At 69.1% G+C, this 26,394-nt stretch carries 28 protein-coding genes; 22 read left to right on the top strand and 6 right to left on the bottom strand.

All coding sequences use genetic code 11. From position 1 onward, the window contains the following. Positions 1-39: 39 nt before the first annotated feature. On the top strand, positions 40-1,263 hold the full coding sequence (locus K8O92_05895; GenBank protein UAK35467.1) for a L,D-transpeptidase family protein: 1,224 nt from the start codon (positions 40-42) through the stop codon (positions 1,261-1,263). 6 nt (positions 1,264-1,269) lie between these two features. Here K8O92_05895 and mscL read toward each other — a convergent pair whose 3' ends face one another. Both mscL and K8O92_05885 read right to left on the bottom strand, forming a co-directional pair. After that, positions 1,270-1,713, bottom strand: coding sequence for a large conductance mechanosensitive channel protein MscL (gene mscL / locus K8O92_05890; GenBank protein UAK33488.1), 444 nt, complete (start codon positions 1,711-1,713; stop codon positions 1,270-1,272). 132 nt (positions 1,714-1,845) lie between these two features. Continuing rightward, entirely contained in the window at positions 1,846-2,580 is a 735-nt protein-coding gene (locus tag K8O92_05885; protein ID UAK33487.1) for an SDR family NAD(P)-dependent oxidoreductase, read from the bottom strand. 72 nt (positions 2,581-2,652) lie between these two features. Here K8O92_05885 and K8O92_05880 point away from each other — a divergent pair, with 72 nt between their 5' ends. From K8O92_05880 to K8O92_05845, 8 genes are all read left to right on the top strand, one after another. Continuing rightward, positions 2,653-3,474, top strand: a complete 822-nt coding sequence (locus K8O92_05880; GenBank protein UAK33486.1) for an alpha/beta hydrolase — start codon at positions 2,653-2,655, stop codon at positions 3,472-3,474. 77 nt (positions 3,475-3,551) lie between these two features. Next, on the top strand, positions 3,552-4,997 hold the full coding sequence (gene mshA, locus K8O92_05875; protein ID UAK33485.1) for a D-inositol-3-phosphate glycosyltransferase: 1,446 nt from the start codon (positions 3,552-3,554) through the stop codon (positions 4,995-4,997). A 5-nt stretch (positions 4,998-5,002) separates the two neighbouring features. Continuing rightward, complete coding sequence (locus K8O92_05870; protein UAK35466.1) at positions 5,003-5,497, top strand: YbjN domain-containing protein; 495 nt, start codon at positions 5,003-5,005, stop codon at positions 5,495-5,497. Positions 5,498-5,569: 72 nt separating this feature from the next. Further along, on the top strand, positions 5,570-6,460 hold the full coding sequence (locus K8O92_05865; GenBank protein ID UAK33484.1) for an ROK family protein: 891 nt from the start codon (positions 5,570-5,572) through the stop codon (positions 6,458-6,460). A gap of 72 nt (positions 6,461-6,532) precedes the next feature. Beyond that, positions 6,533-7,270, top strand: coding sequence for a phosphoglyceromutase (locus K8O92_05860; GenBank protein ID UAK33483.1), 738 nt, complete (start codon positions 6,533-6,535; stop codon positions 7,268-7,270). 228 nt (positions 7,271-7,498) lie between these two features. Further along, positions 7,499-9,547, top strand: coding sequence for a CocE/NonD family hydrolase (locus K8O92_05855; GenBank protein UAK33482.1), 2,049 nt, complete (start codon positions 7,499-7,501; stop codon positions 9,545-9,547). A gap of 198 nt (positions 9,548-9,745) precedes the next feature. Then, positions 9,746-10,165: a YciI family protein gene (locus tag K8O92_05850; GenBank protein UAK33481.1), complete on the top strand. Its 420-nt coding sequence runs from the start codon at positions 9,746-9,748 to the stop codon at positions 10,163-10,165. 15 nt (positions 10,166-10,180) lie between these two features. After that, complete coding sequence (locus tag K8O92_05845) at positions 10,181-11,482, top strand: RNA polymerase subunit sigma-24 (protein UAK33480.1); 1,302 nt, start codon at positions 10,181-10,183, stop codon at positions 11,480-11,482. Between the two features lie 13 nt (positions 11,483-11,495). On the opposite strand, the gene K8O92_05840 is transcribed toward K8O92_05845, so the two are convergent. After that, a complete protein-coding gene (locus K8O92_05840; protein UAK33479.1) occupies positions 11,496-12,155 on the bottom strand; it encodes an NAD(P)-binding domain-containing protein in 660 nt (219 codons plus the stop codon). 91 nt (positions 12,156-12,246) lie between these two features. Between K8O92_05840 and K8O92_05835 the strand changes: the two genes are divergently transcribed. The 3 genes from K8O92_05835 to K8O92_05825 all read left to right on the top strand — a co-directional run bounded on the left by K8O92_05835 (position 12,247) and on the right by K8O92_05825 (position 14,716). Beyond that, the gene (locus tag K8O92_05835; protein ID UAK33478.1) at positions 12,247-12,654 is read left to right on the top strand and encodes a helix-turn-helix transcriptional regulator; all 408 of its coding nucleotides are present in this window, start codon (positions 12,247-12,249) and stop codon (positions 12,652-12,654) included. A 140-nt stretch (positions 12,655-12,794) separates the two neighbouring features. Next, a complete protein-coding gene (locus K8O92_05830; protein ID UAK33477.1) occupies positions 12,795-14,030 on the top strand; it encodes a sensor histidine kinase in 1,236 nt (411 codons plus the stop codon). Further along, on the top strand, positions 14,027-14,716 hold the full coding sequence (locus K8O92_05825) for a response regulator transcription factor (protein ID UAK33476.1): 690 nt from the start codon (positions 14,027-14,029) through the stop codon (positions 14,714-14,716). The genes K8O92_05830 and K8O92_05825 overlap by 4 nt, the downstream gene beginning before the upstream one ends. 184 nt (positions 14,717-14,900) lie before the next feature. Here K8O92_05825 and K8O92_05820 read toward each other — a convergent pair whose 3' ends face one another. Together K8O92_05820 and K8O92_05815 are read right to left on the bottom strand one after the other, a co-directional pair. Further along, the gene (locus K8O92_05820) at positions 14,901-15,230 is read right to left on the bottom strand and encodes a hypothetical protein (GenBank protein UAK33475.1); all 330 of its coding nucleotides are present in this window, start codon (positions 15,228-15,230) and stop codon (positions 14,901-14,903) included. A gap of 115 nt (positions 15,231-15,345) precedes the next feature. Continuing rightward, complete coding sequence (locus K8O92_05815) at positions 15,346-16,164, bottom strand: hypothetical protein (protein UAK35465.1); 819 nt, start codon at positions 16,162-16,164, stop codon at positions 15,346-15,348. Positions 16,165-16,283: 119 nt separating this feature from the next. Here K8O92_05815 and K8O92_05810 point away from each other — a divergent pair, with 119 nt between their 5' ends. The 9 genes from K8O92_05810 to K8O92_05770 all read left to right on the top strand — a co-directional run bounded on the left by K8O92_05810 (position 16,284) and on the right by K8O92_05770 (position 24,869). Next, positions 16,284-17,318 carry a Ppx/GppA family phosphatase gene (locus K8O92_05810; GenBank protein UAK33474.1) on the top strand — a complete coding sequence of 345 codons (1,035 nt, stop codon included), beginning with the start codon at positions 16,284-16,286 and terminating at the stop codon, positions 17,316-17,318. Then, on the top strand, positions 17,315-18,916 hold the full coding sequence (locus tag K8O92_05805) for a hypothetical protein (GenBank protein UAK36114.1): 1,602 nt from the start codon (positions 17,315-17,317) through the stop codon (positions 18,914-18,916). Before K8O92_05810 ends, K8O92_05805 begins: the two co-directional genes overlap by 4 nt. A 13-nt stretch (positions 18,917-18,929) precedes the next feature. Beyond that, positions 18,930-19,922 carry a sugar phosphate isomerase/epimerase gene (locus tag K8O92_05800; protein ID UAK33473.1) on the top strand — a complete coding sequence of 331 codons (993 nt, stop codon included), beginning with the start codon at positions 18,930-18,932 and terminating at the stop codon, positions 19,920-19,922. Between the two features lie 142 nt (positions 19,923-20,064). Next, a complete protein-coding gene (locus K8O92_05795) occupies positions 20,065-20,952 on the top strand; it encodes a thioesterase family protein (protein ID UAK33472.1) in 888 nt (295 codons plus the stop codon). Positions 20,953-20,984: 32 nt separating this feature from the next. Then, positions 20,985-21,803 carry a pyrroline-5-carboxylate reductase gene (gene proC / locus K8O92_05790; protein ID UAK33471.1) on the top strand — a complete coding sequence of 273 codons (819 nt, stop codon included), beginning with the start codon at positions 20,985-20,987 and terminating at the stop codon, positions 21,801-21,803. 259 nt (positions 21,804-22,062) lie between these two features. Next, positions 22,063-22,251, top strand: a complete 189-nt coding sequence (locus K8O92_05785; protein ID UAK35464.1) for a helix-turn-helix domain-containing protein — start codon at positions 22,063-22,065, stop codon at positions 22,249-22,251. 229 nt (positions 22,252-22,480) lie between these two features. Beyond that, positions 22,481-22,582 carry an AURKAIP1/COX24 domain-containing protein gene (locus K8O92_05780; GenBank protein UAK33470.1) on the top strand — a complete coding sequence of 34 codons (102 nt, stop codon included), beginning with the start codon at positions 22,481-22,483 and terminating at the stop codon, positions 22,580-22,582. A gap of 248 nt (positions 22,583-22,830) precedes the next feature. After that, on the top strand, positions 22,831-23,865 hold the full coding sequence (locus K8O92_05775) for an NAD-dependent epimerase/dehydratase family protein (GenBank protein ID UAK35463.1): 1,035 nt from the start codon (positions 22,831-22,833) through the stop codon (positions 23,863-23,865). Then, positions 23,862-24,869, top strand: a complete 1,008-nt coding sequence (locus K8O92_05770; GenBank protein ID UAK33469.1) for an acyltransferase family protein — start codon at positions 23,862-23,864, stop codon at positions 24,867-24,869. Before K8O92_05775 ends, K8O92_05770 begins: the two co-directional genes overlap by 4 nt. A 6-nt stretch (positions 24,870-24,875) precedes the next feature. Here K8O92_05770 and K8O92_05765 read toward each other — a convergent pair whose 3' ends face one another. Continuing rightward, positions 24,876-25,892, bottom strand: coding sequence for an HAD-IB family hydrolase (locus tag K8O92_05765; protein ID UAK35462.1), 1,017 nt, complete (start codon positions 25,890-25,892; stop codon positions 24,876-24,878). 125 nt (positions 25,893-26,017) lie between these two features. Between K8O92_05765 and K8O92_05760 the strand changes: the two genes are divergently transcribed. Beyond that, the gene (locus K8O92_05760) at positions 26,018-26,278 is read left to right on the top strand and encodes a glutaredoxin family protein (GenBank protein ID UAK33468.1); all 261 of its coding nucleotides are present in this window, start codon (positions 26,018-26,020) and stop codon (positions 26,276-26,278) included. Positions 26,279-26,394 lie beyond the last annotated feature (116 nt).

The raw sequence follows: 26,394 nt of genomic DNA, 5'->3' as shown, positions 1-26,394 counted from the left end.
CGCGCCGCGCGTAGATTCGATGCGGTGAACCACCGCCCGATGATCCGCCGATCGGTTGCCGTGGTGTCGGCCGTCCTGCTGGTGGTCGTCGCCTTCGCGGCAGGCTGCACGGCAGACCGCGACTCGGGCGGGCCGGGCACCGGCTCCGGTCCGATCGCCGAGGTGACGTTGACCCCTGCCGACGACGCCACGAACGTCAATCCGACCGCTCCGGTGTCGGTGACGATCAGCGACGGCACGATCGATCAGGTCGCGCTGACCAATGCCGCGGGCAAGCAGGTCCGCGGCGAACTCTCACCCGACCGGCGCGGCTACACCATCACCGAGCCGCTCGGCTACGACGCCACCTACACCTGGTCGGGCACCGCAGTCGGGACCGACGGCAAGCCGATCCCGATCGACGGATCCTTCCGCACGCTCGCGCCCGCGAACACCGTCCCCGCGACCCTGAACATCGGTGACAACCAGGAAGTCGGCATCGCGGCGCCGATCATCCTGCAATTCAAGTCCTCCGTCGTGAACAAGGCGGCGGTGGAGCGGGCGCTCACGGTCACCACCGACCCGCCCACCGAGGGCGCGTGGGCCTGGTTCCCGGACGACGGCGGCTCGCGGCTGCACTGGCGTCCCGAGAAGTACTGGACGCCGGGCACGAGCGTGCATGTCTCGGCTCGGCTCTACGGACTCGACCTGGGCGGCGGCAATTACGGCTACTCCGATCTGACCTCGGATTTTCGCATCGGCCGCAGCCAGATCGTCAAGGCGAACGCCCCGAGTCACCGCATGCAGGTGATCCGTGACGGGCGAACGTTGTTCGATTTCGCGGTCAGCTATGGCGAGGGCAACGAGCCGCGCAATGTCACCCGCTCCGGCATCCACGTGGTCACCGAGAAATACGAGGACTTCATGATGTCGAATCCGCCGTACTACACCAATGTCCGCGAACGCTGGGCGGTACGCATCTCGAACAACGGCGAATTCATCCACGCCAACCCGGAATCGCTGTCGGCGCAGGGTTCGGCGAATGTCACCAACGGGTGCATCAATCTGTCGCCCGCCGATGCCCAGGCCTATTTCCCCACGGCCCTGTACGGCGACCCGGTCGAGGTGACCGGAACCGCGATCCCGCTCTCGGCCGCGGACGGCGACCTCTACGACTGGACCATCGACTGGAACACCTGGAAGACCATGTCGGCGTTGCGGGGCGCCCCCTCGGCCGTGGTCTCGGCGACGCCCGTGCCTCCGCAGCCCGCCGGCGCCCGCTGACCAGAGCTAGCGGGCGTTCGCGTCCTGCTCTTCGACTTCGCGATCGGCGGCGCGTTGGGCGCGAACCGCGTCGTGCCGCTCGGCGAGCAGGTCGCGGATCTCGATCAGCAGCTCGGTCTCGGTTGGCTCGGCGGCCTTGGTGGTGCCGAAGCGGTTCTTGATGGTCTTCATCGGCAGCATCAGCGCGAAATACAGCACCCCGGCGACCATGATGAAATCGATGACCGCCGTGATGATCGGGCCGAACGCGATGAAAGTGGCGGGTTTGGAGCCGATCAACTGCACGCCGAGGCCCAATTCATGGGTGCTACCGAAGACCGCGAGCAGCGGATTGATGAGGCCTTTCGTCACCGAGGTCACCACGGCGGTGAACGCGGTGCCCATCACGACGGCGACCGCGAGGTCGATGACGTTCCCCCGCATCAGGAACTCTTTGAAGCCCTTGAACATGAGCCGAACCACTCCCATCCGATGTCTTGTGGCGTCTGGGATGCTAACGGCTCGGGCCGATCGGCGAAGTCTGGCCAATTCGCGGCCGGGCCAGCCACGTATATCGAGTGATTCGCTTCGGCTATGAAAACGTCAGGTGCGACGGGCGAACCGGCCCGCGTCCGCCTGGTCGCGCGGCTTGATGACGATCTGATCCAGGTTGACGTGCGCGGGCCGGGACGCGACGAAGCCGATGACCTCCGCGATGTCCTGGGCGACCAGCGGGTCGATGCCTTCGTACACCTTGGCCGCCCGCTCGGCGTCGCCGCCGAAGCGCACCAGCGAGAACTCGGTTTCCACTGCCCCGGGCGCGATTTCGGTCAGCCGCACCGGCTGCCCGAGCAACTCGCCGCGCAGGGTGCGGTGCAGCACGGCCTGCGCGTGCTTGGCGGAGGTGTAGCCGGAGCCGTTGTCGTAGGCGGTGAACGCGGCCACCGACGTGACGGTGACGATCAAACCGTCGCCGGAGGCGATCAGCTTGGGCAGCAGGGCTTTGGTGACGCGCAGCGTGCCGAGCACGTTGGTCTCCCACATCCACCGCCAGTCGTCCAGGTCGGCCTCGGCCACCGGCGCCAAGCCCTTGGCCCCGCCCGCGTTGTTGACCAGCACGTCGACGCGCTCGACCGCCTCGGTGAACGATCGCACCGACTCGTCGGACGTGACGTCGAGTTCCAGCGCGGTGCCGCCGATCTCGTCGGCGAGGCGGCGCAGCCGATCGAGCCTTCGCGCGCCGAGGTAGACATGACAGCCCTGCTTCGCCAGCTCCCGGGCGGTGGCCTCTCCGATGCCCGAGCTGGCTCCGGTGACGACGGCGGTGCGAGTGCTCATGCCGGTAGATCCTAGGTGCGCGAGGTTTGCCGGGCCCGAGCGGTCACCGGGCGCGCGGCTAGCCTGAAGGGCATGCCTATTCGGGACGTGGTGAGCGCGGACGGAACGAACATCGTCTACCGGGTGAGCGGTCCGGCGTCTGCCCGCCCGCTGGTGCTGCTGCACGGCTGGTCGGCGAATCTGCGCTGCTGGGGCGCGGCCGCCGACGATCTGGCCGCGCGCTTCCGGGTGATCGCCGTCGACCTGCGCGGCCACGGTTACTCCGACGCGCCCGCGGCGGGATACGACGATCCGAAGAACTGGGCGGCCGACGTCGCGGCGGTGCTGTCGGCCGAGGGCATCGACTCCGGTGCGGTGCTGCTCGGCTGGTCCTACGGCGGAATCGTGCTGTCCGATTACCTGACCGTCTACGGCACGGACGCCGTCGCGGGTGTGGTCTACACCGGCTCGATGGCGAACATCGGTCCCGGCGTGCCGGGCGCGGCGACCGGCGACCGGATGCGGGAGGCGATACCGGGCGTCTTCGAGGAGAGCGCGGGGCGGGCCGTGCGCGCGTTCGGTGCGTTCGGCAACGCCAACACCGGTCCAGGCGCGGACAAGGGGCCGGACGCGCAGCGCCTGTTCGGAGCCAGCCTCGCCACCCCGCCCGCGGTGCGCAAAGCGCTGTTCTACCGGACCGTCGACAACACCGGGACCCTGCGCGGGCTGGACGTTCCGGTGCTGGTCCTGCACGGTACGGCCGACCAGGTCGTGCCGATCGAGAACGGCCGCTACATCGCGGACACCGCCCCGGACGCGCGGGTGTCGTTCTGGGAAGGCGCCCAGCACGGCCTGTTCATCGAGGATCGTGTCCGGTTCGTCACCGAGGTGAGCGCGTTCGCCGAGAGCCTGTGATCGGTGTCATGTCCGCCCTGTGATAGCTCTCACTTGCCGCGGATAGCGTGTCTGGGCCGGGGAACGCAACGTGCACTATGGATAGTGTGAGTCAGCGCCTGGACCTACGGCCGAACCGTATCGCCGTGTTATCGGTGCACACCTCACCACTCGCTCAGCCGGGCACCGGTGACGCGGGCGGCATGAACGTCTATGTCCTGCAAACGGCCGTCGAGCTGGCCCGGCGCGGCACCGAAGTGGAGATCTTCACTCGGGCCACCTCCTCGAACGTCCCGCCCGTCCAAGAGGCGGCGCCCGGCGTGCTGGTGCGCAACGTGGTGGCGGGTCCGTTCGAGGGACTGGACAAACACGATCTGCCCACCCAGCTGTGTCCTTTCACCGCGGAAGTGCTGCGTCAGGAGGCCCGGCATCTGCCCGGCCATTACGACCTGGTGCACTCGCACTACTGGCTGTCCGGCCAGGTCGGCTGGCTGGCCAGGGATCGGTGGCGGGTGCCGCTGGTACACACCGCGCACACGTTGGCGGCGGTGAAGAACGCCGCGCTCGCCGATGGCGACTGCCCCGAACCGGCGACCCGCGAGATCGGTGAGAAGCAGGTGATCGCCGAATCCGATCGGCTCGTCGCCAATACGGCCGAGGAGGCGCGCCAGCTCGTCGAGCTCTACGGCGCCGACCCCGAGCGCATCGACGTCGTGCCGCCGGGCGCCGATCTGACCCGCTACCGCCCGGGTGACAAGGCCGCCGCCCGCGCCGCGCTGGGGTTGGCCGCCGACGAGCAGATCGTCGCGTTCGTCGGCCGGATCCAGCCGCTGAAAGCGCCCGATGTGCTGGTGCGCGCGGCGGCGGAGGTGTTGCGCGCCGATCCGGAGCGCGCGCTGCGCGTGCTGATCGTCGGCGGTCCCTCCGGCACCGGACTGGAGCGGCCCCACGCGCTGATCGAGCTGGCAGCCGAATTGGGCATCGCCGAGCGGGTCAGCTTCCTGCCGCCGCAGCCGCCCGAGCGGCTGGTGCTGGTCTATCGCGCCGCCGACCTGGTCGCGGTGCCGAGTTACAACGAGTCCTTCGGCTTGGTCGCGATCGAGGCGCAGGCCAGCGGCACCCCGGTGCTGGCCGCCGACGTCGGCGGCCTCGGCACGGCGGTACGGCACGCCGAGTCGGGCCTGCTCGTCCCGGGGCACCGCACCGCCGACTGGGCGAATGCGCTGCGTCACCTGCTGAACGACCCCGGCGAGCTGCGCCGGATGAGCGAGCGAGCCGTCACGCACGCCGCCAATTTCTCCTGGGCGCACACCGCCGACGGGCTGCTGGCCAGCTACGCCGCCGCCCTGGCGGGTTTCCGCGAGGACCGGGTGGTGCTCGGCGGGCGCGGCCTGGCGCACAGCGCGGTGCGCGAAGACGCGTACGACCGCGTCGCCGCCGACCGCACCAACCTGACCGGAGAACGGACGGCGGCCCTCCTCGGCGAGAGCAGCCAGGCCAGATCGCGGGCGCTGTGGCGGCGCCGGATGGGAGTACGCCGGTGAACGAGATCCAGTCGACCGCGCAGCTCATCGAGGAGACGCTGCGCGACAGGGAGATCGAGTACACCAGGCCGGGTGAGGAGACCTTCGTCGTCGTCCTGCCCGGTGAGCGCAAGCTCAAGACCACGGTGATGCTCACGGTGGGCAAGCACGGGGTCCGCGTCGAATCGTTCGTCTGCCGCAAGCCGGACGAGAACTTCGAAGGCGTCTACAAATTCCTGCTGCGCCGCAACCGCAGGCTCTACGCCGTCGCCTACACCCTCGACCGGGTCGGCGACATCTACCTGGTGGGCCGCCTCTCGGCACACGCTGTCACGTCCGACGAGCTGGACCGGGTGTTCGGGCAGATCCTCGAGGCGGTCGACGCCGACTTCAACGTGCTGCTGGAACTCGGCTTCGCCGAATCCATCCGGCGGGAATGGAAGTGGCGCGTTTCGCGCGGAGAGTCGTTGCAGAATCTGCGCGCCTTCGAGCATCTGGTCGATTCCGCCGACCAGCCCTGACCGATCGCCGGATCCAGCCCGGCGCCCCGGGTGACAATCGCAGGTGGCTCGGATCGGCGAAGGGACACGGCGTTGGCGATTCTCGCTCTGGACATCGGCGCGACGAAGTTCGCGGCCGGGGTGGTGCGCCGCGGTGCCGAGGTATGTGACGTGCGCAGGGTCGACGTGCCGGACGCGGGCGTGTGGGACACCTGTCGCGGACTGCTGCTCGAGGTGGCGGGGACGCAACGGATCAGCGCCGTCGGCATCGGCGCCGCCGGGCCGGTGGACGTGCGCGCCGGTATCACCGGCCCGTTGAACATCCCGGAGTGGAAAGCGGGCTTCCCGGTCGTCGCCGCCGTACAGGAGCTGTTTCCCGCCGCCGCGATTCGCTTCGCCATCGACGGCGCCTGTCTGGCGCTGGCCGAACACCGCCTCGGTGCGTTGCGCGGGGTGGCCGACGCGCTGGCCATGACGGTGTCGTCGGGGATCGGCGGCGGGATCGTCTCGGACGGCAAGGTGCTGCTCGGGCGCACCGGCAATGCCGGGCACGTCGGGCACATCGTCGTGCCGGGTTGGGACACGCCGTGCGGCTGCGGCGGTCGCGGTTGCGTCGAGGCGGTGGCGAGCGGCATGTCCTCGGTGCGCTGGGCGCGGGAGCAGGGTTGGCCCGGGGCCACGGGAGCGCAACTGGCCGAGGCCGCGCACGCGGGCGACGCGATCGCCGTCGCCGCGCTGCACCGGGCGGGCACCGCGCTCGGCGCGGCGATTGCCTCGGCCGCCGCCCTGCTGGACATCGACCGCGTGGTGGTCGGCGGCGGCTTCGCGCAATCCGGTGCGCCGCTGTGGGATCCGCTGCGCACCGCGGTGGACGAGCACGCCGGGCTGAGATTCCTGCGTGAGCTGCGCGTGGAGCTGTCGCAGATCACCGCAGGCGCCACGCTGGCGGGCGCGGCCGTGCTCGCCGCGAACGAACCGGTCTGACGCCGCGCTTTCCGCGACGGCCGTGGCGGGAACCGATGCGACCCGGTCGAGCGCGCATGGGAGGATGACGGCATGACGTACTCCCTCGTGCTGCTGCGCCACGGCGAAAGCGAATGGAACGCCCTGAACCTGTTCACCGGCTGGGTGGATGTGCATCTGACCGACAAGGGCATCGCCGAGGGCAAGCGTGCCGGAGAGCTGATGGCCGAGCACGGCATCCTGCCGGACGTCGTCTACACCTCGCTGCTGCGCCGGGCGATCTCCACCGCGAACATCGCGCTGGACGCCGCCGACCGCCACTGGGTTCCGGTGATCCGGGACTGGCGGCTCAACGAGCGGCACTACGGTGAACTCCAGGGTAAGAACAAGGCGCAGATCCGGGAGAAGTACGGCGACGAGCAGTTCATGCTGTGGCGCCGCAGCTACGACACGCCGCCGCCGCCGATCGATCCGGCCAACGAGTACAGCCAGGAGGGTGATCCGCGCTACGCGGGCGTGGAGGTCCCCAAGACCGAGTGCCTGCTCGACGTGGTGAACCGGATGGTGCCCTACTGGGAGTCGGTGATCTCCAAGGACGTGCTGTCCGGCAAGACGGTGCTGATCGCCGCGCACGGCAACTCGTTGCGCGCCCTGGTGAAGCATCTCGACCAGATCTCCGACGAGGAGATCGCAGGCCTGAACATCCCCACCGGCATCCCGCTGGTCTACCACCTCGACGAGGACCTGCGCCCGGTGCGTCCGCGCGAGTACCTCGACCCGGAGGCGGCCGCCGCGGGCGCCGCCGCCGTCGCAGGCCAGGGCGGCAAATAACCGCGCACCACAGCGACCACGCGAACGCGCTGTCACCCGCTCGGGTGGCAGCGCGTTCGTCTGTTCGCGAGCAGGTCCGCTGCCTTGCGACACGCCGGAGGATCGAGTGCCGGTCGGCGCGGCGGGCGGCTACCGTTCGAACGGCGGATTAAGTTACCCACTGTTTTTACCGACAAGTAGGTAGGTACACTTCGGTCGTTCGACCAGCCGAGAGGTGGATCACGTTCGATGAAGTGCGCGCTCCGGGCCACGGTGGCGGCGATAGCCGTCACGATGCTCGTTCCCTTCCTCGCCGACGCCGTCGAGCCGCCGACCGGCCCGGACGGCGGCGCCGCCGGAGCGGCATGGGCGGCCACCCAAGACGGACCACAGCAGTACCCGAACATCCACATCCAGTGGGACGTCCCCATCACGATGAGTGACGGAACCGTCCTGAAGGGCAACGTCTACCGTCCCGCGGACGCCTCCGGCCGGCCGATCGACCTCCCCACGCCGACGGTCGTCAACCTGACGCCCTACACCAAGCTGGTCTCGAATCTGGCCGACCACGCCCAGTCGATTCCCGGGCTGTCCGACGCGCTGATCGAGTTCTTCCGGCAGATCGACATGAGCGGCACCCCGCTGTCCGGCGTCACCGACCTGACCAAGGCGTTCGGCGGCGGCGAACTGCGCAACTTCACCGTCGACCGGCAGTTGATCAAGAGCGGCTACTCGCAGGTGGTCGTCGACGTGCGCGGCACCGGTTTCTCCCAGGGCGTCTGGGACATGCTGCGCGGGCGCGAACAGCAGGACACGCTCGAGGTGATCGACTGGGCGTCACGGCAGCCTTGGTCCAACGGGCGGATCGGCATGAACGGCATTTCCTACTCGGGGATCAACCAGGTGCAGGCCGCCCAGCAGCGCCCGCCCGCCTTGCGGGCGATCTTCCCGGTCGTGCCGGGCAGCGACCTGGTCAACGACGTGCTGGCGCCCGGCGGCGGATTCGGCTTCAACTTCATCCCGCTGTGGCTGACCGCCATCAACGGCCTCAAGCTCCTTCCCGACCTGGCGTCGGTGCTCAACGGGCAACTGGACACCAGGTGGCTGGCCGATCGCGCCCGAGATCCGTTGACCTTCATGGACGTCCTGCTCAACGCCTACACCACCGCGCGCATAGAGGACCTCGACCCGCGCGCGAAGGAACTGCTGACCGACGATTCCGGGCCGAGGCGGGACTGGCTGGGTGATCCGGGCGAGATCCGGACGCCGACCTTCGTGACCGGCGGTTGGCACGACCTGTTCACCTACTCGGAATCCAAGATCTACAACGAGATTCCGCTGCCGCCGGGCCACAAGCAATTGCTGATGGGCGACACCTATCACATCAACTCGGGCAACGAGTACGGCAAGCCGGGCCTGCCGCCGCGGCTGGACGTGTTGCAGCGCGCCTGGTTCGACAAGTGGCTCAAGGACATCGACAACGGCATCGACCAGTACGGTCCGATCACCCTGCGCCAGCAGGGCGGCGGCTGGATCACCACCGACTCGTTCGCCGCGTCCACCGGTGCGGAGGGTTCGCAGCAGGCGTCGCACCGCAGGATGTACCTGACCGCCGCGCCCAGCGGCACCGCCGACAGTCTCTACGACGGTTCGCTCAGCCCCGAGGGCACCGGCGAGCCCGCGCGCCTGACCGTGGCGCCCGGCCTGACCAGCCTGTGCTCCAACGACGCCGCCCAAGCCACCGCGGGTGCGCTGTCGGTCATCGACGGCTGTGCGAAGGACTCCAGGATTCAGGAGTCGAACGGGCTGACCTTCACCAGCGCGCCGGTCGCCGAGCCTACTTCGATCTCCGGACGGATCGCGGTGCGGCTCAACACCGTGCAGGACGCCGCCGACGGCTACTGGGTGGTCACGGTGAACGACGTTGCGCCGGACGGGCAGTCCAGCGTGCTGTCGTCAGGGCAGCTGATGGCGTCGTTGCGGGCGATCGATGAGGCGAACAGCAGCAAGTCCGCCAACGGCGATTACACCGACCCGCGGCCGTTCACCTCGTTGGAGCAGCGGCAGATGACGGTCCCCGGCGAAGTGACCACGCTGGACATCGCGCTGCCCGCCACGGAGGCGCTTCTGCAGCCGGGTCACCGTCTGCGCGTCGACGTGTACGCGGGCAACTTCCCCAAGGGCCTGCCGATCATGCCGATGCTGATCGACACCGGCCTGCGGCCACAGCATCTGGACCTGGATCCCGACCGTCCGAGCTTCGTCAACATCCCGGTCCGCGGGAATCCGGGCTGGTAGAGCTGGGGCGCGGTCCGAGCGTGCACCCGTCGCGCATCATGTTTCACGCTGCGGGGTATGGGCGAGGGTGCACGCTTCGATCGGCGTGTTCGAACCAGGTGAAAAAAATTTCGGCGCGTGTGTCGATCTCCGAGTTCCCCCGTTCGACCTATGGGTGAGAGGGTCCAGAGAGGGACCCGAACAGTCAGGGAGACAACCATGAAGTACATGCTCATCATGCGCGCTACCGACGAGGCCTTCGCGGGGATGGCGAACACCGACTTCGAGCAGATGCTCGACACCGTGGGCAAGTTCAACGACGAGCTGATCCGGGCGGGCGTGCTGCTGGCCGCGGAGGGGTTGGAAGACGCCGCCGAGGGCGTGGTCGTCGACTACTCCTCCGAGACTCCCGTCGTCACCGACGGCCCTTACGGCGAGACGAAGGAGCTGTTCGGCGGCTTCTACATCCTCAACGTGGCGTCGAAGGAAGAAGCGATCGAGTGGGCGAAGCGGATGCCGATGACCGGCCCGGGGTTCAAGACCGAGATCCGCCGGGTCCCGACGATCGATGAGTTCCCGCAGGACAACGAGTGGATCCAGAAAGAGCGGGCGTGGCGCGAGGCCACCGGCCAGCTCTGAGCGGATCGAGGGGCGATGGCCGACCACACCGGCCGCGCAGCCGTCGCCGCGGTCTGGCGGATCGAGTCCGCGCGGATCGTCGGAGCGCTCGCGCGGTATACCGGCGATTTCGCGCTGGCCGAGGACCTGGCGCAGGAGGCGCTGGCCGAGGCGCTCGTGACGTGGCCGCGTGACGGTGTGCCACGCAACCCGGCGGGGTGGTTGCTCACCGTCGGCCGCCGTCGCGCGATCGACGCGTTCCGTCGGCGCTCCGCCCTCGACGAGAGGTACGCCGCGCTCGCCCGGGATCTGGGCGAGGGCGGCGCCGTCTCGGGCGGCTCGCCGGCCGATCCGGCCCGGGACGCCGAGGATGTGCTGTGGGACCCGGACCGGATCGATGACGACCTGCTCGCGCTGATGTTCATCTCCTGTCATCCCGTGTTGTCGCGGGAGGCGCGAGTCGCGCTCACCTTGCGAGTGATCGGCGGTCTGACCAGCGACGAGATCGCCAAGGCGTTCCTCGTTCCGGCTGCCACCGTGCAGGCTCGCATCACCCGGGCGAAGAAGACCCTCGCGGCGGCCCGGGTGCCGTTCGAGCTGCCATCGGCCGGGGAGCGGACCAAGCGCCTGGGCTCGGTGCTCAGCGTGGTCTACCTGATCTTCACCGAAGGATCTTCGGCCAGCTCGGGGGCGGATCTGATCCGGCTCGACCTCGCGAGCGGGGCACTGCGCCTGGCGCGGGTGCTCACCCGGCTGGTGCCGGATGAGCCCGAGGTCCACGGCCTGCTGGCGCTGCTCGAGCTGACCGCGGCGCGCTTCCCCGCCCGCATCGGGCCGGACGGCGAGCCGGTGCTCTTGGAGCACCAGGACCGCCGCCGCTGGGACCGCTCGGCGATTCGCCGGGGACAAGCCGCCCTGGCCCGGGCCGAGCGGGTCGGCCGGGGCCTGGGCGCCTACGGCTTGCAGGCGGCGATCGCCGAGTGCCATGCCATCGCGGCATCGGTGGACGCGACGAACTGGGAGCGGATCGTGCTCCTCTACGAGGCGCTCGGCCGGCTCGCGCCGTCGCCGGTGGTCGACCTCAACCGCGCGGTGGCGGTCTCCATGGCCCAGGGACCCGCCGCGGCGCTGCCGATCGTGGACAGGTTGGCAGCCGCCGAAACGCTGGCGCATTCGCATCTGCTGCCCAGTGTTCGCGGGGAACTGCTCGTCCGGCTGGGACGCACGCAGGAGGCGCGCATCGAACTGGAGCGTGCCAGCGGGTTGTGCGGCAACCAGCGCGAACGGGCGGTGCTCGCGCGTAAGCTCGCCGATCTCGGCTCGGTAGATCCCGCTTGACCCGTGCGGCCTGTCAGTCGGCGACGGCGAACGCGGCCTCCAACGGCGGGAACATCGCGCGGGCATCGTGTCCGGCGAACCAGAGACCGACAGTGAATACCGACAGGGCCTCCAGGTACCGGGCCCGGTGCAGTCCGCCTGCGGGGATCGCCCGCAAGCCGAGGTCTCCGGCCAGCGACGCGACCGCCGCCACGGCGGCCGCGTCGTCGCCGCAGATCGGCACTGCCAAACGGCGATCGTCGAAGACGCGCGCCTTCGCCTCCCATACCTCGGCGGCACACAGGTTGAACGCCTTCACCACGTGCGCCCCGGGCGCCTGCGCCGCGATCGCCTCCGCGACAGCGTCTTGCGCGAGCACGAACGCGGTGGCTCCCTCGGGCGCCGCCGTATCGGGGGCGAAGGCGTTGGTGCAATCGACGACCGTGCGGCCTGCCAGCGGCTCCGCGACGGCGCGCAGCACCTCCGGCAACGCCGGGACGGGTAACGCGAGCAGCACGACATCGCCGAAAACCGCGGCGTCGTAGATCGTTCCGGCCCGCCCCCCGATCGCGGCCGCCAGTTCCGCCGCCGCTGCGGGGGACCGTGCGCCGACGAGCACTTCGTGACCCGCCGCACTCCAGCCGCCGGCGAGTGCCCGCGCCATCGCGCCTGCTCCGATGATTCCGATTCGCATCCCAACTCCTGACTCGAAAAGTGTTCCGATACGACGCTAGGAATTCCGATACGCACCCGGAGGTGCGCGACGGCACTGGCAAGCTGGAACAGTGAGCGCGGCACCGAGCGAACCGGTCAGCGCCGAGCGAGTGGAATTCGCGCCCTACGGCGACTACGAATCCGACTGCCCGGCCCGGATGGGTGTGGACATCTTCGGCAACTCCTGGTTGCCGGTGATCGTCTATATGCTGCGCGAAGGACCGATGCGTCCCGGCGAGCTGCGCGCGGCCATCGGTGGAATCAGCCAGAAGATGCTGACGCAGACCCTGCGGCGGATGGAGCGGATGACGCTGGTGCGCCGTCACCGTTACGCGGAGGCCCCGCCGCGGGTCGAATACGAACTGACCGCCGCGGGCGCGGACCTGCTCGTCCCGATCTACGCACTCGGCGACTGGGTGGACAAGCACGGCCACGCCGTGAACGAGGCGGTCGCCGGAGCCGACGACGAAGCGGACTGACCGGCCGGCGAATACGCTGGGATACGCCACTTCGAACAGTGCGTAAACATGCGGCTAACGGGGCCGGAAGGGCCTATGACCTGCGCGAAACTTCATGTACCCGGCGTCGGCCGACCGGTCGGCGACCGTACGATTCAAGTGTGAGTGTTCCCCAGGCCGTGCTGCTGGCCATCTTGGCGGCTGTCGTCGGCCTGGCAGTCGGCGGGCTATTGATCCCGTATGTGAATGCCAGGCAGGCCGCGCGCAGGCAGGCCGAGTCCGGTCTCACCATGTCCCAAGTCCTCGACCTGATCGTGCTCGCCTCCGAGAGCGGTATCGCGGTGGTCGACGAGTACCGCGACGTCGTGCTGGTCAACCCGCGCGCGGAGGAACTCGGACTGGTCCGCAACCGCCTGCTCGACGAGCGCGCCTGGGCCGCGGTGGAGAAAGTGCTGGCCACCGGCGAATCCGCCGAGTTCGACCTGACCGCGAAGAATCCGGTCCCCGGCCGCGGCCGCATCGCCGTGCGCGGCGTCGCCAGGCAACTGTCGCGCGAAGAGACCACCTTCACCGTGCTGTTCGCCGACGACGATTCCGAACAGGCCCGCATGGAGGCCACCCGGCGCGACTTCGTCGCCAACGTCAGCCACGAGCTCAAGACCCCGGTCGGCGCGATGAGCCTCTTGGCCGAAGCTTTGCTGGAATCCGCCGAGGACCCGGAGGCCGTGCGACACTTCGGTCAGCGCGTGCTCGGTGAATCCCGCCGCCTCGGCAAGATGGTGACCGAACTCATCGCGCTCTCCCGCCTGCAGGGCGCGGAGAAACTGCCCGAACTCGAGGTGGTGGACGTGGACACGGTGGTGATGCAGGCGGTCGATCGGTCCCGCACCGCCGCCGAGGCCGCCGGGATCACGGTCAGCACCGACCGACCCAGCGGGCTGGAGGTGCTCGGCGACGAGACCTTGCTGGTCACCGCCCTTTCCAATCTGGTGGAGAACGCGATCGCCTACTCGCCGGCCGGTTCGCACGTATCGGTGAGCCGCTCGCTGCGCGGCGATCACGTGGCGATGGCGGTCACCGACCGAGGCATCGGCATCGCCAAGGAAGACCAGGAGCGAGTGTTCGAGCGATTCTTCCGGTCCGACAAGGCGCGGTCTCGCGCCACCGGCGGCACCGGGCTGGGCTTGGCTATCGTCAAACACGTGGCCGCCAACCACAACGGGGAAATCACCCTGTGGAGCAAGTTGGGCACCGGATCGACGTTCACCTTGCGCATACCCGCCCACCACGAAGCAGGCGCGGACGAAGACCACGACGGCGCCGTGGTGAGCACGAAAGAAACAAGCCCGCGTCCCACCGGACCGGGCCGACCGAATGGTGTGGAGGCACGCAGATGACGAGTGTTCTGATCGTCGAGGATGAGGAGTCGCTGGCCGATCCGCTCGCGTTCCTGCTGCGCAAGGAGGGTTTCGAGGTCACCGTGGTCGGTGACGGGCCGTCCGCGCTCGCCGAGTTCGACCGGTCCGGGGCGGACATCGTCCTGCTCGATCTCATGCTGCCCGGCATGAGCGGCACCGACGTGTGCAAGCAGTTGCGCACCCGCAGCGGTGTGCCGGTGATCATGGTCACCGCGCGCGACAGCGAGATCGACAAAGTGGTCGGCCTCGAACTGGGCGCCGACGACTACGTCACCAAGCCGTATTCCGCTCGTGAGCTCATCGCGCGCATCCGCGCCGTCCTGCGCCGCGGGGCGGGCGACGAGCTGGAGGGATCCAACGAGAGCGGCGTCCTGGAAGCAGGCCCGGTCCGGATGGACGTCGACCGGCACACCGTGATGGTGAACGGCAAGCCGGTCACATTGCCGCTCAAGGAATTCGACCTGCTCGAATACCTGCTGCGCAATTCCGGGCGGGTGCTCACCCGCGGTCAGCTGATCGACCGGGTGTGGGGTGCGGACTACGTCGGCGACACCAAGACCCTGGACGTGCACGTCAAGCGGCTGCGCTCGAAGATCGAGGCGGACCCGGCCAAGCCGGAACACCTGGTCACCGTGCGCGGCTTGGGCTACAAACTCGAAGCATAGAGAGCGAACTCATCCGGCTCGGCCGAAAACCCATGTGCTCACGAAACGGAACCTCCGTCTTCGTGAGCACATGGGTAACTCACCGGGTATGCCCAGAACACGAGTGGCATCGCGACGCGGGATCTGAACGCGAATCCCGCGAGACCTGACCATTACGGCCTGAAGACCCGGCGAGGCGGGGTGGTCAGGGGAAGTAGATCCAGGTGGTGCCGAGCGGGGTCTCGGTCTTCTGCAGGGTGATCCAGCCGAGGTCGTCTTCCTGCATGCAGTCGTAGAGGTCCGCGGTGTTGGTGCCACGGCAGGCGATGGTGTGCGAGGTGCCGTACGGGCTCGCGATCAGGAGCTTGCCCGCGGCCTTGGCATTGATCGCGGCGGGGTCGGTGGCCGCCACGAACTCCGAGGTGAAGTCGTAGAACTTGTGCGGGTCGCCGTTCGGCTCCGCGTGGGCTACTCCGGTCAGCGAGAGGGCGGCACCCAGAGCGATGGTCGCCACGGTGAGAACTTTCTTGGACATAACGGCACATCAAACCCGATCCGGGTGAAGCTCGCATGGCGACGGGGTGAACCCCGCGCTGGATCACACGGCGCGCGGCGACCATACCGAGCGCTCGTTCGGCAAACGATCGCGATCAGGGGAGCGGATCCACGCAGTCCCGCATCCGCTCGGCGTGCACCGTCGCCGGATGAACGGCGATCAGCCCGAGGCCCTCGCGGCGTTTGCAGTGCCGGGCCAGCTCGGCGTAGGCGGGCGCGCCGATCAGCTCGGTGAGCTCCGGAGCGTAGGACTGCCAGACCGGCTTCGCGCCGACGTGGGCGTCGGGGGAGCCGGAGCAGTACCAGTCCAGGTCGGCGCCGCCGGGTCCCCAACCGCGGCGGTCGTATTCGGTGATCACGGTCCGCAGGATCTGCACCCCGTCGGGCCGGTCGACCCAGTCCTGGGTGCGGCGGATCGGCAGCTGCCAGCACACGTCCGGCTTGACCTCCAGCGGCTCGATGCCGCGCCGCAGCGCCATGCTGTGCAGCGCGCACCCGATGCCGCCCGCGAAGCCGGGACGGTTGAGGAAGATGCACGCGCCCTCGAACCGGCGTGTGCGCAGCGCGGGCTCGTCGTCGAGCTCGTCGAGTTCCAGATAGCCGCTCTTGGTGACCTTGCCCTGCGCGTTGGCGGCTTCGGGCAGCAACTGCCAGTCCTGCGGTGTGAGCAGTTTCACAGCGCGGCCCAGGCGTTTGCGGTCGTCGTCGTCGGCGAGGAACGCGCCGTGCGAGCAGCAGCCGTCATCCGGCCGGTCGGAGAGGATGCCCTGACAGGCGGGCGTGCCGAACACGCACGTCCAGCTCGACAGCAGCCAGGTGAGGTCCGCGACGATCAAATGCTCGTCGTTTGCCGGATCGACGAACTCGATCCACTCACGGGGAAAGTCGGGGTCGACCTCGGGGGCCGGGTCGATCTTCCCCGCTGGTCGGGGCCGGGTCGGGCTGCTCGGGGATGCGCCTACCGTCACGAAATAGGACGCTAACAGTTCAGTCGCCTGGGCTGAAGTGCCGCACCACCCAGTACCGTGTTCATGTGCGGCTTGGGGTACTCGATGTCGGAAGCAATACCGTTCACCTGCTCGTGGTGGACGCGCATCGTGGCGGTCATCCCCTGCCGATGAGCTCGACGAAGGCCACCTTGCGGCTCGCGGAGAACATCGACGAGGCAGGCTGCATCACCGAGGCGGGCGCGCAGCGGCTGATCGACACCGTCGCCGAATTCGCCAGCATCGCCGAGACCTCCAAGTGCGTCGAGCTGATGCCGTTCGCCACCTCCGCGCTGCGCGAGGCGGCCAACTCCGAAGAGGTCCTCGGCCGGGTGCGCGCGGCGACCGGCGTCGAGCTGCGAGTGCTGTCCGGCGTCGACGAGGCGCGGCTGACCTTCCTCGCGGTGCGCCGTTGGTACGGCTGGAGCGCCGGGCGCATTCTCGATCTGGACATCGGCGGCGGCTCCTTGGAGATGACCAACGGCGGCGACGAGGAGCCCGATGTCGCGTTGTCCTTGCAGCTGGGCGCGGGCCGGTTGACCAGGGAATGGCTGCGGGAGGATCCGCCGGGCAAGCGCCGGGTGGCCGTGCTGCGCGACTGGCTCGACGCCGAGTTGGTGGTCCCGGCGAAGAAGCTGATCGAACCGGGCAAGCCCGATCTGGCCGTCGGCACGTCGAAGACGTTCCGCTCCCTGGCCCGGCTCACCGGAGCGGCGCCGTCCGCGGCGGGTCCGCGGGTGCGTCGTACACTCACGAGCTCGGCTCTGCGCCAGCTGATCGCGTTCATCTCGCGGATGACGGCGTCGGACCGTGCAGAATTGGAAGGCGTAAGTTCCGATCGGTCACAACAATTGGTGGCCGGCGCATTGGTCGCGGAGGCGAGTATGCGGGCACTTTCGCTGGATTCCTTGGAGATTTGTCCGTGGGCGCTGCGTGAAGGGCTCATCCTGCGCAAACTGGATACCGATATGAATGGTGGACCCGAAGCAACGTACTCAGCGGGCTCGGCGGCCGGAGACGGCCGACCGGCGTCCGACGGTGGCGCGCCGCTGCCGGGCTCGATCGGGACGGTGTCGTCATGAGCGAGGACTCCAAACAGCTGTCGGTCGCGGAACTGCTGGCGCGTAACGGCCAGCAGGGCGCCTCGTCGGGTGGTGGCAGACGCCGCCGCGGTGGCCGGGGCATCTCCGTCGCGGAACTGACCGGTGACCTGCCGGTCATCCGGGAGGGCGGTCATTCCGCGCACGCCGCGCCCGAGTCGGGCGCCCAGGAGCAGGCCTACGCGCCGCCCTCGTTCGAACCGTCCGCGCCCGAGCCGGTTTCCCACCCCCCGGAGCCGCAGCCGGACCCGTCGTCGTATTCGCCCATGTCGGGCCCGATTTCGATGTACGACCCGCTGGCCGGTTACGCGCAGCCCGACTCGCCACAGGCCGATCCGCCGCCGGGGCGATCCAGCCGCGTCATGCCCGGCCGGGAGATGCCCTCGTCGCGGCACAGCACGTCGTTCGATCCGCTCTCGCCGGATACCCCCGTATCCGATCTGTTCTCAGCCGCCCCCGGCCCGTACGTCCCCGATCCGCCGGGCGGCGTGCCCGAGACGTCCCCGCGTTCGGGTCGCAGGCGCAGGCGTGAGGAACCGGACGAATCGGCCACCGAGGTACGGTCCTGGCAAGAGACGCCGTCCGAGTCGTTCGGCCTGGCCGCGCCGCCCGACCGGGGCGTCGCCGAACCGGGCTTCGGCGGCGGCTACGCCGAACCCGGCGAGCCAGATTTCGGCCGGGCGCATCTTCCCGAGCGCAATGGCGCCGGGGGCGGGCGCGCGGCCCGGCGCAGGGCGGCGGAAGCCGCGGAAGCGGCCGAGGACCTCGGTCCGTCCACCGCGGCGTGGTCTCCGTCCACCGGCGGCTTCGCCCCCGAATCGGAACCGCTACCCCTCCCGCCGCCGCCGGATCCGCGACCGAAGCCAGGTAGACCGGTTCCGCCCGAGCCGCAGCCGGAGGGGCAGCGCAGACCGAGTCGGCGCAACGGCGCGGGGGAGAACGGTCTCCCGGCCTGGTCGGCCCGGCGGCACAAGCCGCAAGCCGATCCGCCGCCGGCATCCGCCGGCATCCCCACCGCCGCCTGGTCGCTGGCCAGCCAGGACCAGCAGCTGATCTCCGGCCAGACGGTCGCGGGCGACCTGCTGCGCGACGGGGTCGACCGGGCCGAGCGCGGCGCCGCGGAACGCGGCAGGCGCAATGGGCGCGGTGGGCGTGCCGCCGTCGACCCCGCGGAGATGGACGGCGTCACCGACGTCTACGAGCCGATCACGGTGGACGAAGACGAAGACGACGAGGACGACATCGCCGACGAGCCTCGCGCCGCCCGGACCACCTCGCCGCGCCGGTCCAGGGCGGCGAAGAAGGCGGAGTACGACGCGAATCGCCGCCAGTGGATGATCCTCGGCGGTCAGAGCACCGGCGCCGCCGTCGCGGGCATGTTGCTGTTCAAGGGCTTCGAGCGCATGTGGGAGATGCTTCCCTGGGTGGCGCTGGCTCTGGCGATGATCGTGATTCTCGGCTTGGTGGCGCTCGTGCGGATTCTGCGCAAGACCGACGACATCCTCAGTACCGTGATCGCCGTGGTCGTCGGCATCTTCGTCACGCTGGGCCCGCTAGCCTTTCTTCTCAGTACGAACTGAGTAGGGAGCCGTCGTGGGGAATATCGGACAGGCGAACGAGACCGGGGTGCGGCCCGCGCCCGAGGCGGGGTCGCGCACGGGCGCCGGTTCGCCGGGTGACCTCGATGGCGCGTCCCGGCCGAAGCCGATCCAGGTCGGCCTGTCGACCGCCTCGGTATACCCGCAGAACACGGAGGCCGCGTTCCGATATGCCGCCGAGCTCGGGTACGACGGCGTCGAATTGATGGTCTGGGCCGAGCCCGCCAGCCAGAGCATCGCCACCGCGCAGGCCTACTCCCGCGAATACGGTGTCCCCGTGCTCGCCGTGCACGCGCCGTGCCTGTTGATCTCGCAGCGGGTGTGGGGCTCGGACCCGGTGGCCAAACTCGAGCGCAGTGTGCACACGGCCGAGGCGCTCGGTGCGAGCACGGTCGTCGTGCACCCGCCGTTCCGCTGGCAGCGCCGCTACGCGGCGGGGTTCGCAGCGCAGGTGGCCGAGCTGGAAGAGAACAGCCCGGTGATCGTCGCGGTGGAGAACATGTTCCCGATGCGCGCGGACACGCTGTTCGGCCGACGTGAGGGCGCGGTGAAACGGCTGGAGCGGCGCGGTGGCCCGGGGCCGGCGCTCACCGCGTTCAGCCCCTCCTACGACCCGACCGATACCGGGTTCCGTCACTACACCCTGGACCTGTCGCACACCGCGACCGCCGGAACCGATCCGTTGGCCTTGGCGGCCCGCATGGGTCCGGGTCTGGCTCACCTGCACTTGGCCGACGGCCGGGGCGCCGCACACGACGAACATCTCGTTCCCGGCGAGGGCACGCAACCGTGCGTGGAGGTGTGTGAGAGCTTGGTCCGCACCGGCTTCTCCGGCCAAGTCGTCGCCGAGATCAACACCCAGAACGCGCGCACCACCAAGGAGCGGGCCGCCATGTTGCACCGCACCCTGGCCTTCGCCCGCGCGCATCTGACTGCCGCGCCCACACCCACCGGCGCCCGACGTGGGTCGCCCGAACCGCCGGTGTGACGCTCGTCGCTACCCCCGCACGGAGAGATGCGGTGCGGCCCGCGCCTCGTTGTACGCTGTACGAACGCCGCTCGGCGACAGTGCGGGCTACGACGCCGCGAACGACGCCATCGGGTGCGGTCGACGGAGGACAGGAGTGAGGATGACGACGGAGCTGACGGCCGACTTCGGCCCGGTGGCCACGACCGACGCGCCGTTCAGCCAGGTGTGCGCGCTGACCGAGGCGCCACCGGCCACGCCGGGGACCGGGCGCTATCTCGGCGTCATCGACGACATCTGGACCATCGGCCCGAAGGTCCACGGCGGGACGATGGTCGCGGCCAGCGCCGCGGCAGCCGCCAATTGGCTGCGCGCGTCCGATCCCGCCCTGGTGGACATGGCCCCGATCGCCGCCAGCTCCGATTTCCTCGGCGCCCCCAATCCCGGCGAGGTCGAATACGAGGTGCGCGTCCGCAAGATCGGCCGCCAGATCTGCCTGGCCGACGCCGACCTCGTCCAAGACGGCCGCGTCCTGGTGCGTACGGCGCTGACGTTCAGCCGCCTCGACGACACCGACCCGATCTACGCGCCGGAGCATGCCGACATGCCCGCCCAGCCGCCTGCCGACGCGATCGGCTACGAGCCCGGTTCGCCGATGGGCGAGATCGTGCACGTGGGCCAGGGCGCGGAGATCTATCTCGACCGCGAGTGGGCGCGGTTCCTCGAAGGCGCGAAGGGCGAACCGCGCCTGCGGCTGTGGATGCGCCCACGCCAGGGTGACGAGCAGGATCCCGAGGTCGCGATGTACTTCGCCATGATGAGCGCCGACATGAGCCCGCCGGTGCCGACCAACCTGGGCCATTTCGGCTGGGCCCCCACCGTGCAGATGACCACCTACCTGCGTCGCAGGCCCGCGCCGGGCTGGCTGCGGATCATCGCCACCACGCACGAGGTGGGCAAGCGCATGTTCGACGAAGATCAACTGGTCCTCGACTCGACCGGTGCGGTCGTCGCGCAGAGTCGTCAGCTGGCGCTCGTTCCCCAGCGCTGAGTCTCCGCGCGCGCCGTCTAGCCTTGAGCCCCATGACGAGAATTGCGGTGATCGGTGGCGGGCGCATCGGGGAGGCCTTGGTCGCGGGGTTGCTGGAGTCCGGGCGGCTGACCAAGGACTTGGTCGTCGTCGAGACCCATCGGGAGCGGGCCCATCAGATCGCTGATCGCTTCGGTATCCGGGTCACCGACGATGTGGCCGATGCCGCCGTCGGCGCGGATTTGCTGGTGATCGCGGTGAAACCGAGCGATGTGGACGCGGTACTCGCGCCGCTGGGCAAGGCGGAGATCGGCAGTGATCGCGATCAGGTGCTGGTCTCGCTCGCGGCCGGTGTGCCGACCGCGCGGCTGGAGGGCAAGTTGCCCGCCGGTTTCCCGGTGGTGCGGGTCATGCCGAACACGCCGATGTTGGTCGGGCAGGGGATGAGCGTCATCGCGCCGGGTCGATACGCGCGCGAGCAGCATCTGGAACTGGTGACCGAGGTGCTCGGCGCGGTCGGCAAGGTCGTCGCGGTGGCGGAGAGCCAGATGGACGCGGTCACCGCGGTGTCCGGTTCGGGGCCCGCCTACTTCTTCCTGGTCGTCGAGGCCATGGTGGACGCGGGCGTCGGGCTCGGGCTCACCAGGGACGTGGCCACTCAGCTCGTCGTGCAGACCATGGTCGGTTCGGCCGCTCTCCTGGACGGCTCCAGCCAGTCCGCCGCGGAACTGCGCGCCGCGGTCACCTCGCCCGCGGGCACGACGGCGGCCGCCATCCGCGAACTCGAGCGCGGAGGACTACGCTCGGCATTCCTGGAGGCCCTTTTCGCGGCCAAGCAAAGGTCGGCCGAACAAGGCGCATCAGCGGAGTGACCGGTCTGTTTGAATTCGGAAAACCCGATTTCTCACACCCGTCGCAGTAACACCACTGGTCCCGCTAAGCTTCAAGGAGCACGTGCGTGTCTGTTCCGCCGGTGGGGAAGCCGGCGGCGCGGACGTGCCGGAGGTCAATGGTGCAATGATGTCTGCGAACAAGATGTCTGCGAATTCCGGAGCGTCCGGCGGCTCCGGTCCCGCGGGCGGTCGGGGGAACGCCCGTCCACAGCGTGAGGCCGCGACGCAGGGGCAACCCGTGCTCGGCGGCGGCACCCAGTTTCTCACCGTCGCCGAAGTGGCGAGTCTGATGCGGGTGTCCAAGATGACGGTCTACCGGCTCGTGCACTCGGGCGAGTTGCCCGCCGTGCGCGTCGGCCGATCGTTCCGGGTACACGCCAAGGCGGTACACGACTATCTGGAAACGTCCTATTTCGACGCCGGATGAGGCGGTTTCGGGACCGGCCGGGCGTGCCGGTACGATAGCTCCTCGGTTCGTGTTCGCCCGCCGGTGGCATCGCTGTTGGTTGCCTCGTGGTATCCGGCGGCGCGAACACGGGGCGTGAGGCTTGCCGAGCGACCCTGGCCCCCGTGGGCCGGGGTCCCGGCGGACGGGCGTCCGGCAATCGCGCACGGGCAGCGTGCGCGCCGAGTAGAGAGAACGCGAGGACAACCCTATGGGTTCTGTGATCAAGAAGCGCCGCAAGCGCATGTCGAAGAAGAAGCACCGCAAGCTGCTTCGCCGTACGCGTGTCCAGCGGCGCAAACTCGGCAAGTAAGGCATCGCTGCGTGATAGCTGCGGGGGCCCGTCACCAATAGGTGACGGGCCTTTTCGTTTGAAATTTCAAATTTTGGAATTATCATTTGTATCGCGTGACTGAAGTCATCGTTAGATCCTGGTTAATACTCTCGGTGGGCGGGTAACGACCCGCTACGCTAGGTGCTGGGAATAATCACAACGGCGACTGGCAGAGGAAGCGGGTGCCGGTGGGTTCTGAGGGTCGGGAAGGACACACACCGAAGGTCGTGCTGGTCACCGGGGCCAGCCGGTTCTTCGGTGGCACGGTCGTCGCCCGGCTCGCCCAGGACGCCGGGATCGAACGCATTCTCGCGGTCGACACGATGACGCCCGGCCGAGAGCTGCAGCGGCGCATGGGCCGCGCCGAGTTCGTGCGCGCGGACATCCGAAACCCGTTGATCCGTAAGGTGATCGATGGTGGCGAGGTGGACACCGTCGTGCACACCGCCTTGCTGACGCGCCCGCCCGCGGGCGGCGGGCGCGCGGTCATGAAGGATCACAACGTCCTCGGCGCGATGCAGCTGTTCGCGGTGTGCCAGAAGGCGTCTTCGGTGCGCCGGGTGGTGCTGCGCTCGTCCTCGGCGGTGTACGGTTGCAGTGCGAAGGACCCTGCGAAATTCAGCGAGGAAATGAGCGCGCGCACACCGCCGCGAGGCGAGTTTGCGCGCGACATGATCGATATAGAGGGTTATGTTCGCGGGCTCGCCCGCCGACGCCCCGATATCGCCACGTCAATTCTGCGATTCGCTCCGATCGTGGGCCCGCGGCTGGCCGCCCGCGGCGTGCAATACTTGCGTTCGCCGGTGACACCTACCGTATTCGGCCGGGACGCCAGGATGCAGCTGCTGCACGAGGAGGACGCGGTGGCCGCGCTGACGCTCGCGGCGCGCACCGCGGCGAGCGGGACGTACAACATCGCGGGTGACGGCTCGCTGTCGTTGTCGCAGGCGGTCCGGCGGGCGGGCCGGATCGAGCTGCCGGTGCCCTTCACGGTGTTCCGCACGGCGGGTCGCTTGCTCATGGGCCCGGTGATGCGGGAGTTCTCCGCCGAACAGCTCGACTATTTCCACTTCGGTTGTGGCCTGAACACCACGCGCATGCGGACCGAACTCGGGTTCGTGCCGCGCTGGACGACGGTGCAGGCGTTCGACGACTTCATAGGGGGCGCAGCGTTGCGGCCCGTGGTCGATCCAGCGTGGATCGACGCCGCAGAACACAAACTGCTCGGCCTGCTCGGGGCCGGTACGGGAGCACACCAATGAACGACGTAGCGAAAGTCATCCAACTCCACGATCTTCAGATCGAGACTCGTCAGCGGCCGGCGCCACGGCGCCTGGCCGCTCCGAGCCCGGTGACATCGCTGAGCGAGCGGCGAGCGGCGGCGGTGCCTCCCGCGCCCGAGTCGCTGTCGGGAATGCTGCGTGGCGCGCTCGGCAAGCAGATCACCAAGACCGCCGATTTCGCCCGGCGCAGGCTCACCGGCGACTATCAGGTCGACGAGTTCGGCTTCGACGAGCACCTGCTCGAATCGGTCATCCTGCCCGCCCTGCGGCCGCTGGCGGACCTGTGGTTCCGGGTGGAGGTCAGCGGGATGGACAACCTCCCGGAGGCCGGTGGCGCGCTGATCGTGGCCAATCACGCGGGCACCATCCCGCTCGACGGCCTGATGCTGCAGCTGGCCGTGCACGACCGGCATCCCAAGCAGCGCGCGTTGCGCCTGCTCGCGGCCGATCTGATCTTCGAGACGCCGGTGCTCGGTGTGCTGGCGCGCCGGGCGGGCCACACCCTGGCCTGCCGGGAGGACGCCGAACGGCTGCTGCGCTCCGGCGAGCTGACCGGTGTGTTTCCGGAAGGGTTCAAGGGCGTCGGCAAGCAGTACTCCGATCGCTACAAGCTGCAGCGCTTCGGCCGGGGCGGCTTCGTGGCCGCGGCGGTGCGCACCGGCGTGCCGATCATCCCCTGCTCCATCGTCGGCTCCGAGGAGATCTACCCGAAGCTGGCCGATCTCAAGCCGCTGGCCCGGCTGCTCGGCCTCCCGTACTTCCCGGTGACGCCGCTGTTCCCGCACCTCGGCGTGCTCGGCGCGGTGCCGCTGCCATCCAAGTGGTACATCGAATTCGGCACCCCCGTCTCGACCACGCCGTACGAGCCGGAAGCCGCCGACGACCCGATGACCATGTTCGAGGTCACCGACCAGGTACGCGAGACCATCCAGCAGACGCTCTACAAGCTGCTCACCAAGCGCCGCAACGTCTTCACGGGGTAAAGACGGTTACTGACCGTCGCGGCGGCGGGTGACCGCCGCGGCGACGGCTCCGCCTGCCGCGCCCAGGGCCAGCGCCGTCGGCACGCCGATCTTGGCGGCCTTGCGACCGGTCCGGAAGTCGCGGATCTCCCAGCCGCGGTTCTTCGCGACTTCGCGGAGATCGGAGTCCGGATTGATCGCCACCGCGGTGCCGACCAGCGAGAGCATCGGCACGTCGTTGTGGCTGTCGGAGTACGCGGTGCACCGCTTGAGGTTCAAGCCCTCGCGGATCGCCAGCGTGCGGACCGCGTGCGCTTTGCCGAGGCCGTGCAGGATGTCGCCGACCAGTCGCCCGGTGAACTTCCCGTCGACGCTCTCGGCCACGGTGCCCAGCGCTCCGGTGAGCCCGAGCCGTTTCGCGATCACCTGCGCCAGCTCCACCGGGGTCGCGGTCACCAGCCACACCTGCTGGCCCGCGTCCAGGTGCATCTGCGCGAGCGCGCGGGTGCCGGGCCAGATCTTGTCGGCGATGATCTCGTCGTAGATCTCCTCGCCCAGCTCGGCCAGTTCGGCGGTCGAGCGCCCGGCGATGAACGCCAGCGCCTTCTCTTTGCCGCTGGCCATGTCGGTGCTGCTCTCCTTGCCGGTGACCCGGAATTTCACCTGCTTCCAGGCGACGTCCACCAGATCGGAGGTCTTGAAGTACTTGCGCGCCGCCAGGCCGCGGGCGAAATGCACGATCGACGCGCCCTGCACCATGGTGTTGTCGACGTCGAAGAACGCCGCCGCCGTCAGATCGCGCGGCGCCTCCGGGGGCTGAGCCTCGCCCGCGGCGAGGTCCGCGTCGTGCAGGGTCAGCGCGGCGTCGGCGCTGGCCTCACCGGCCAGATTGGCCCGCAATTCCTCTTCGCTGGGGCCGAAAGGGCTGCGCGAGATGCGGGCGAGCTGGTCCTGCAGACCCTGCAGGCCTTGGCCCATCTGGCTCAGATTCCACCGCGCCGGAAACTCACCGAATCGTCCCGCGATGAATCCGGCCCTCGCCACCTTCGATCGTTCCGGCACCAGTACCTCCGCCCGTCGCGCGAACCATGTCAACAGTAGCCGGATCGGCTGACAGTGACGGCGGAAGGCGGCGTGCGACACAATCGCGTGGCGGATTAAATACCCGCATGACCAATCCCACACATTCGGTGACATTGCTGACCCGCGCGGGCTGCGGGCTGTGCGCGACCGCACTGGAACAGCTGCGCGCGATCTGCGCCGAATTCGGCATCGAACCGGGGACCGTGGACGTCGACGAAGCCGCCGGCACCGACCCTGGCCTGCGCGCGGAGTACGGCGACCGGCTTCCCGTCGTCCTGCTCGACGGCCGCGAGCACAGCTATTTCGATGTCGACGAGACCCGATTGCGGGCGGACCTGAAGCGCTGAGGCGCCCGTTTTCGGTCCGATTCGGCCGCTGTGCTGGTCGCAGCGGAAAATGAGGCCAATTTCACCGACTTTGTGCAGGGCTTCACAAGCAGTTACGGTGGTGGCACGCGACCCGC

Source organism: Nocardia asteroides, assembly GCA_019930625.1.
GTDB lineage: Bacteria > Actinomycetota > Actinomycetes > Mycobacteriales > Mycobacteriaceae > Nocardia > Nocardia sputi.
This window is presented reverse-complemented; position numbering and strand designations above follow the sequence as displayed.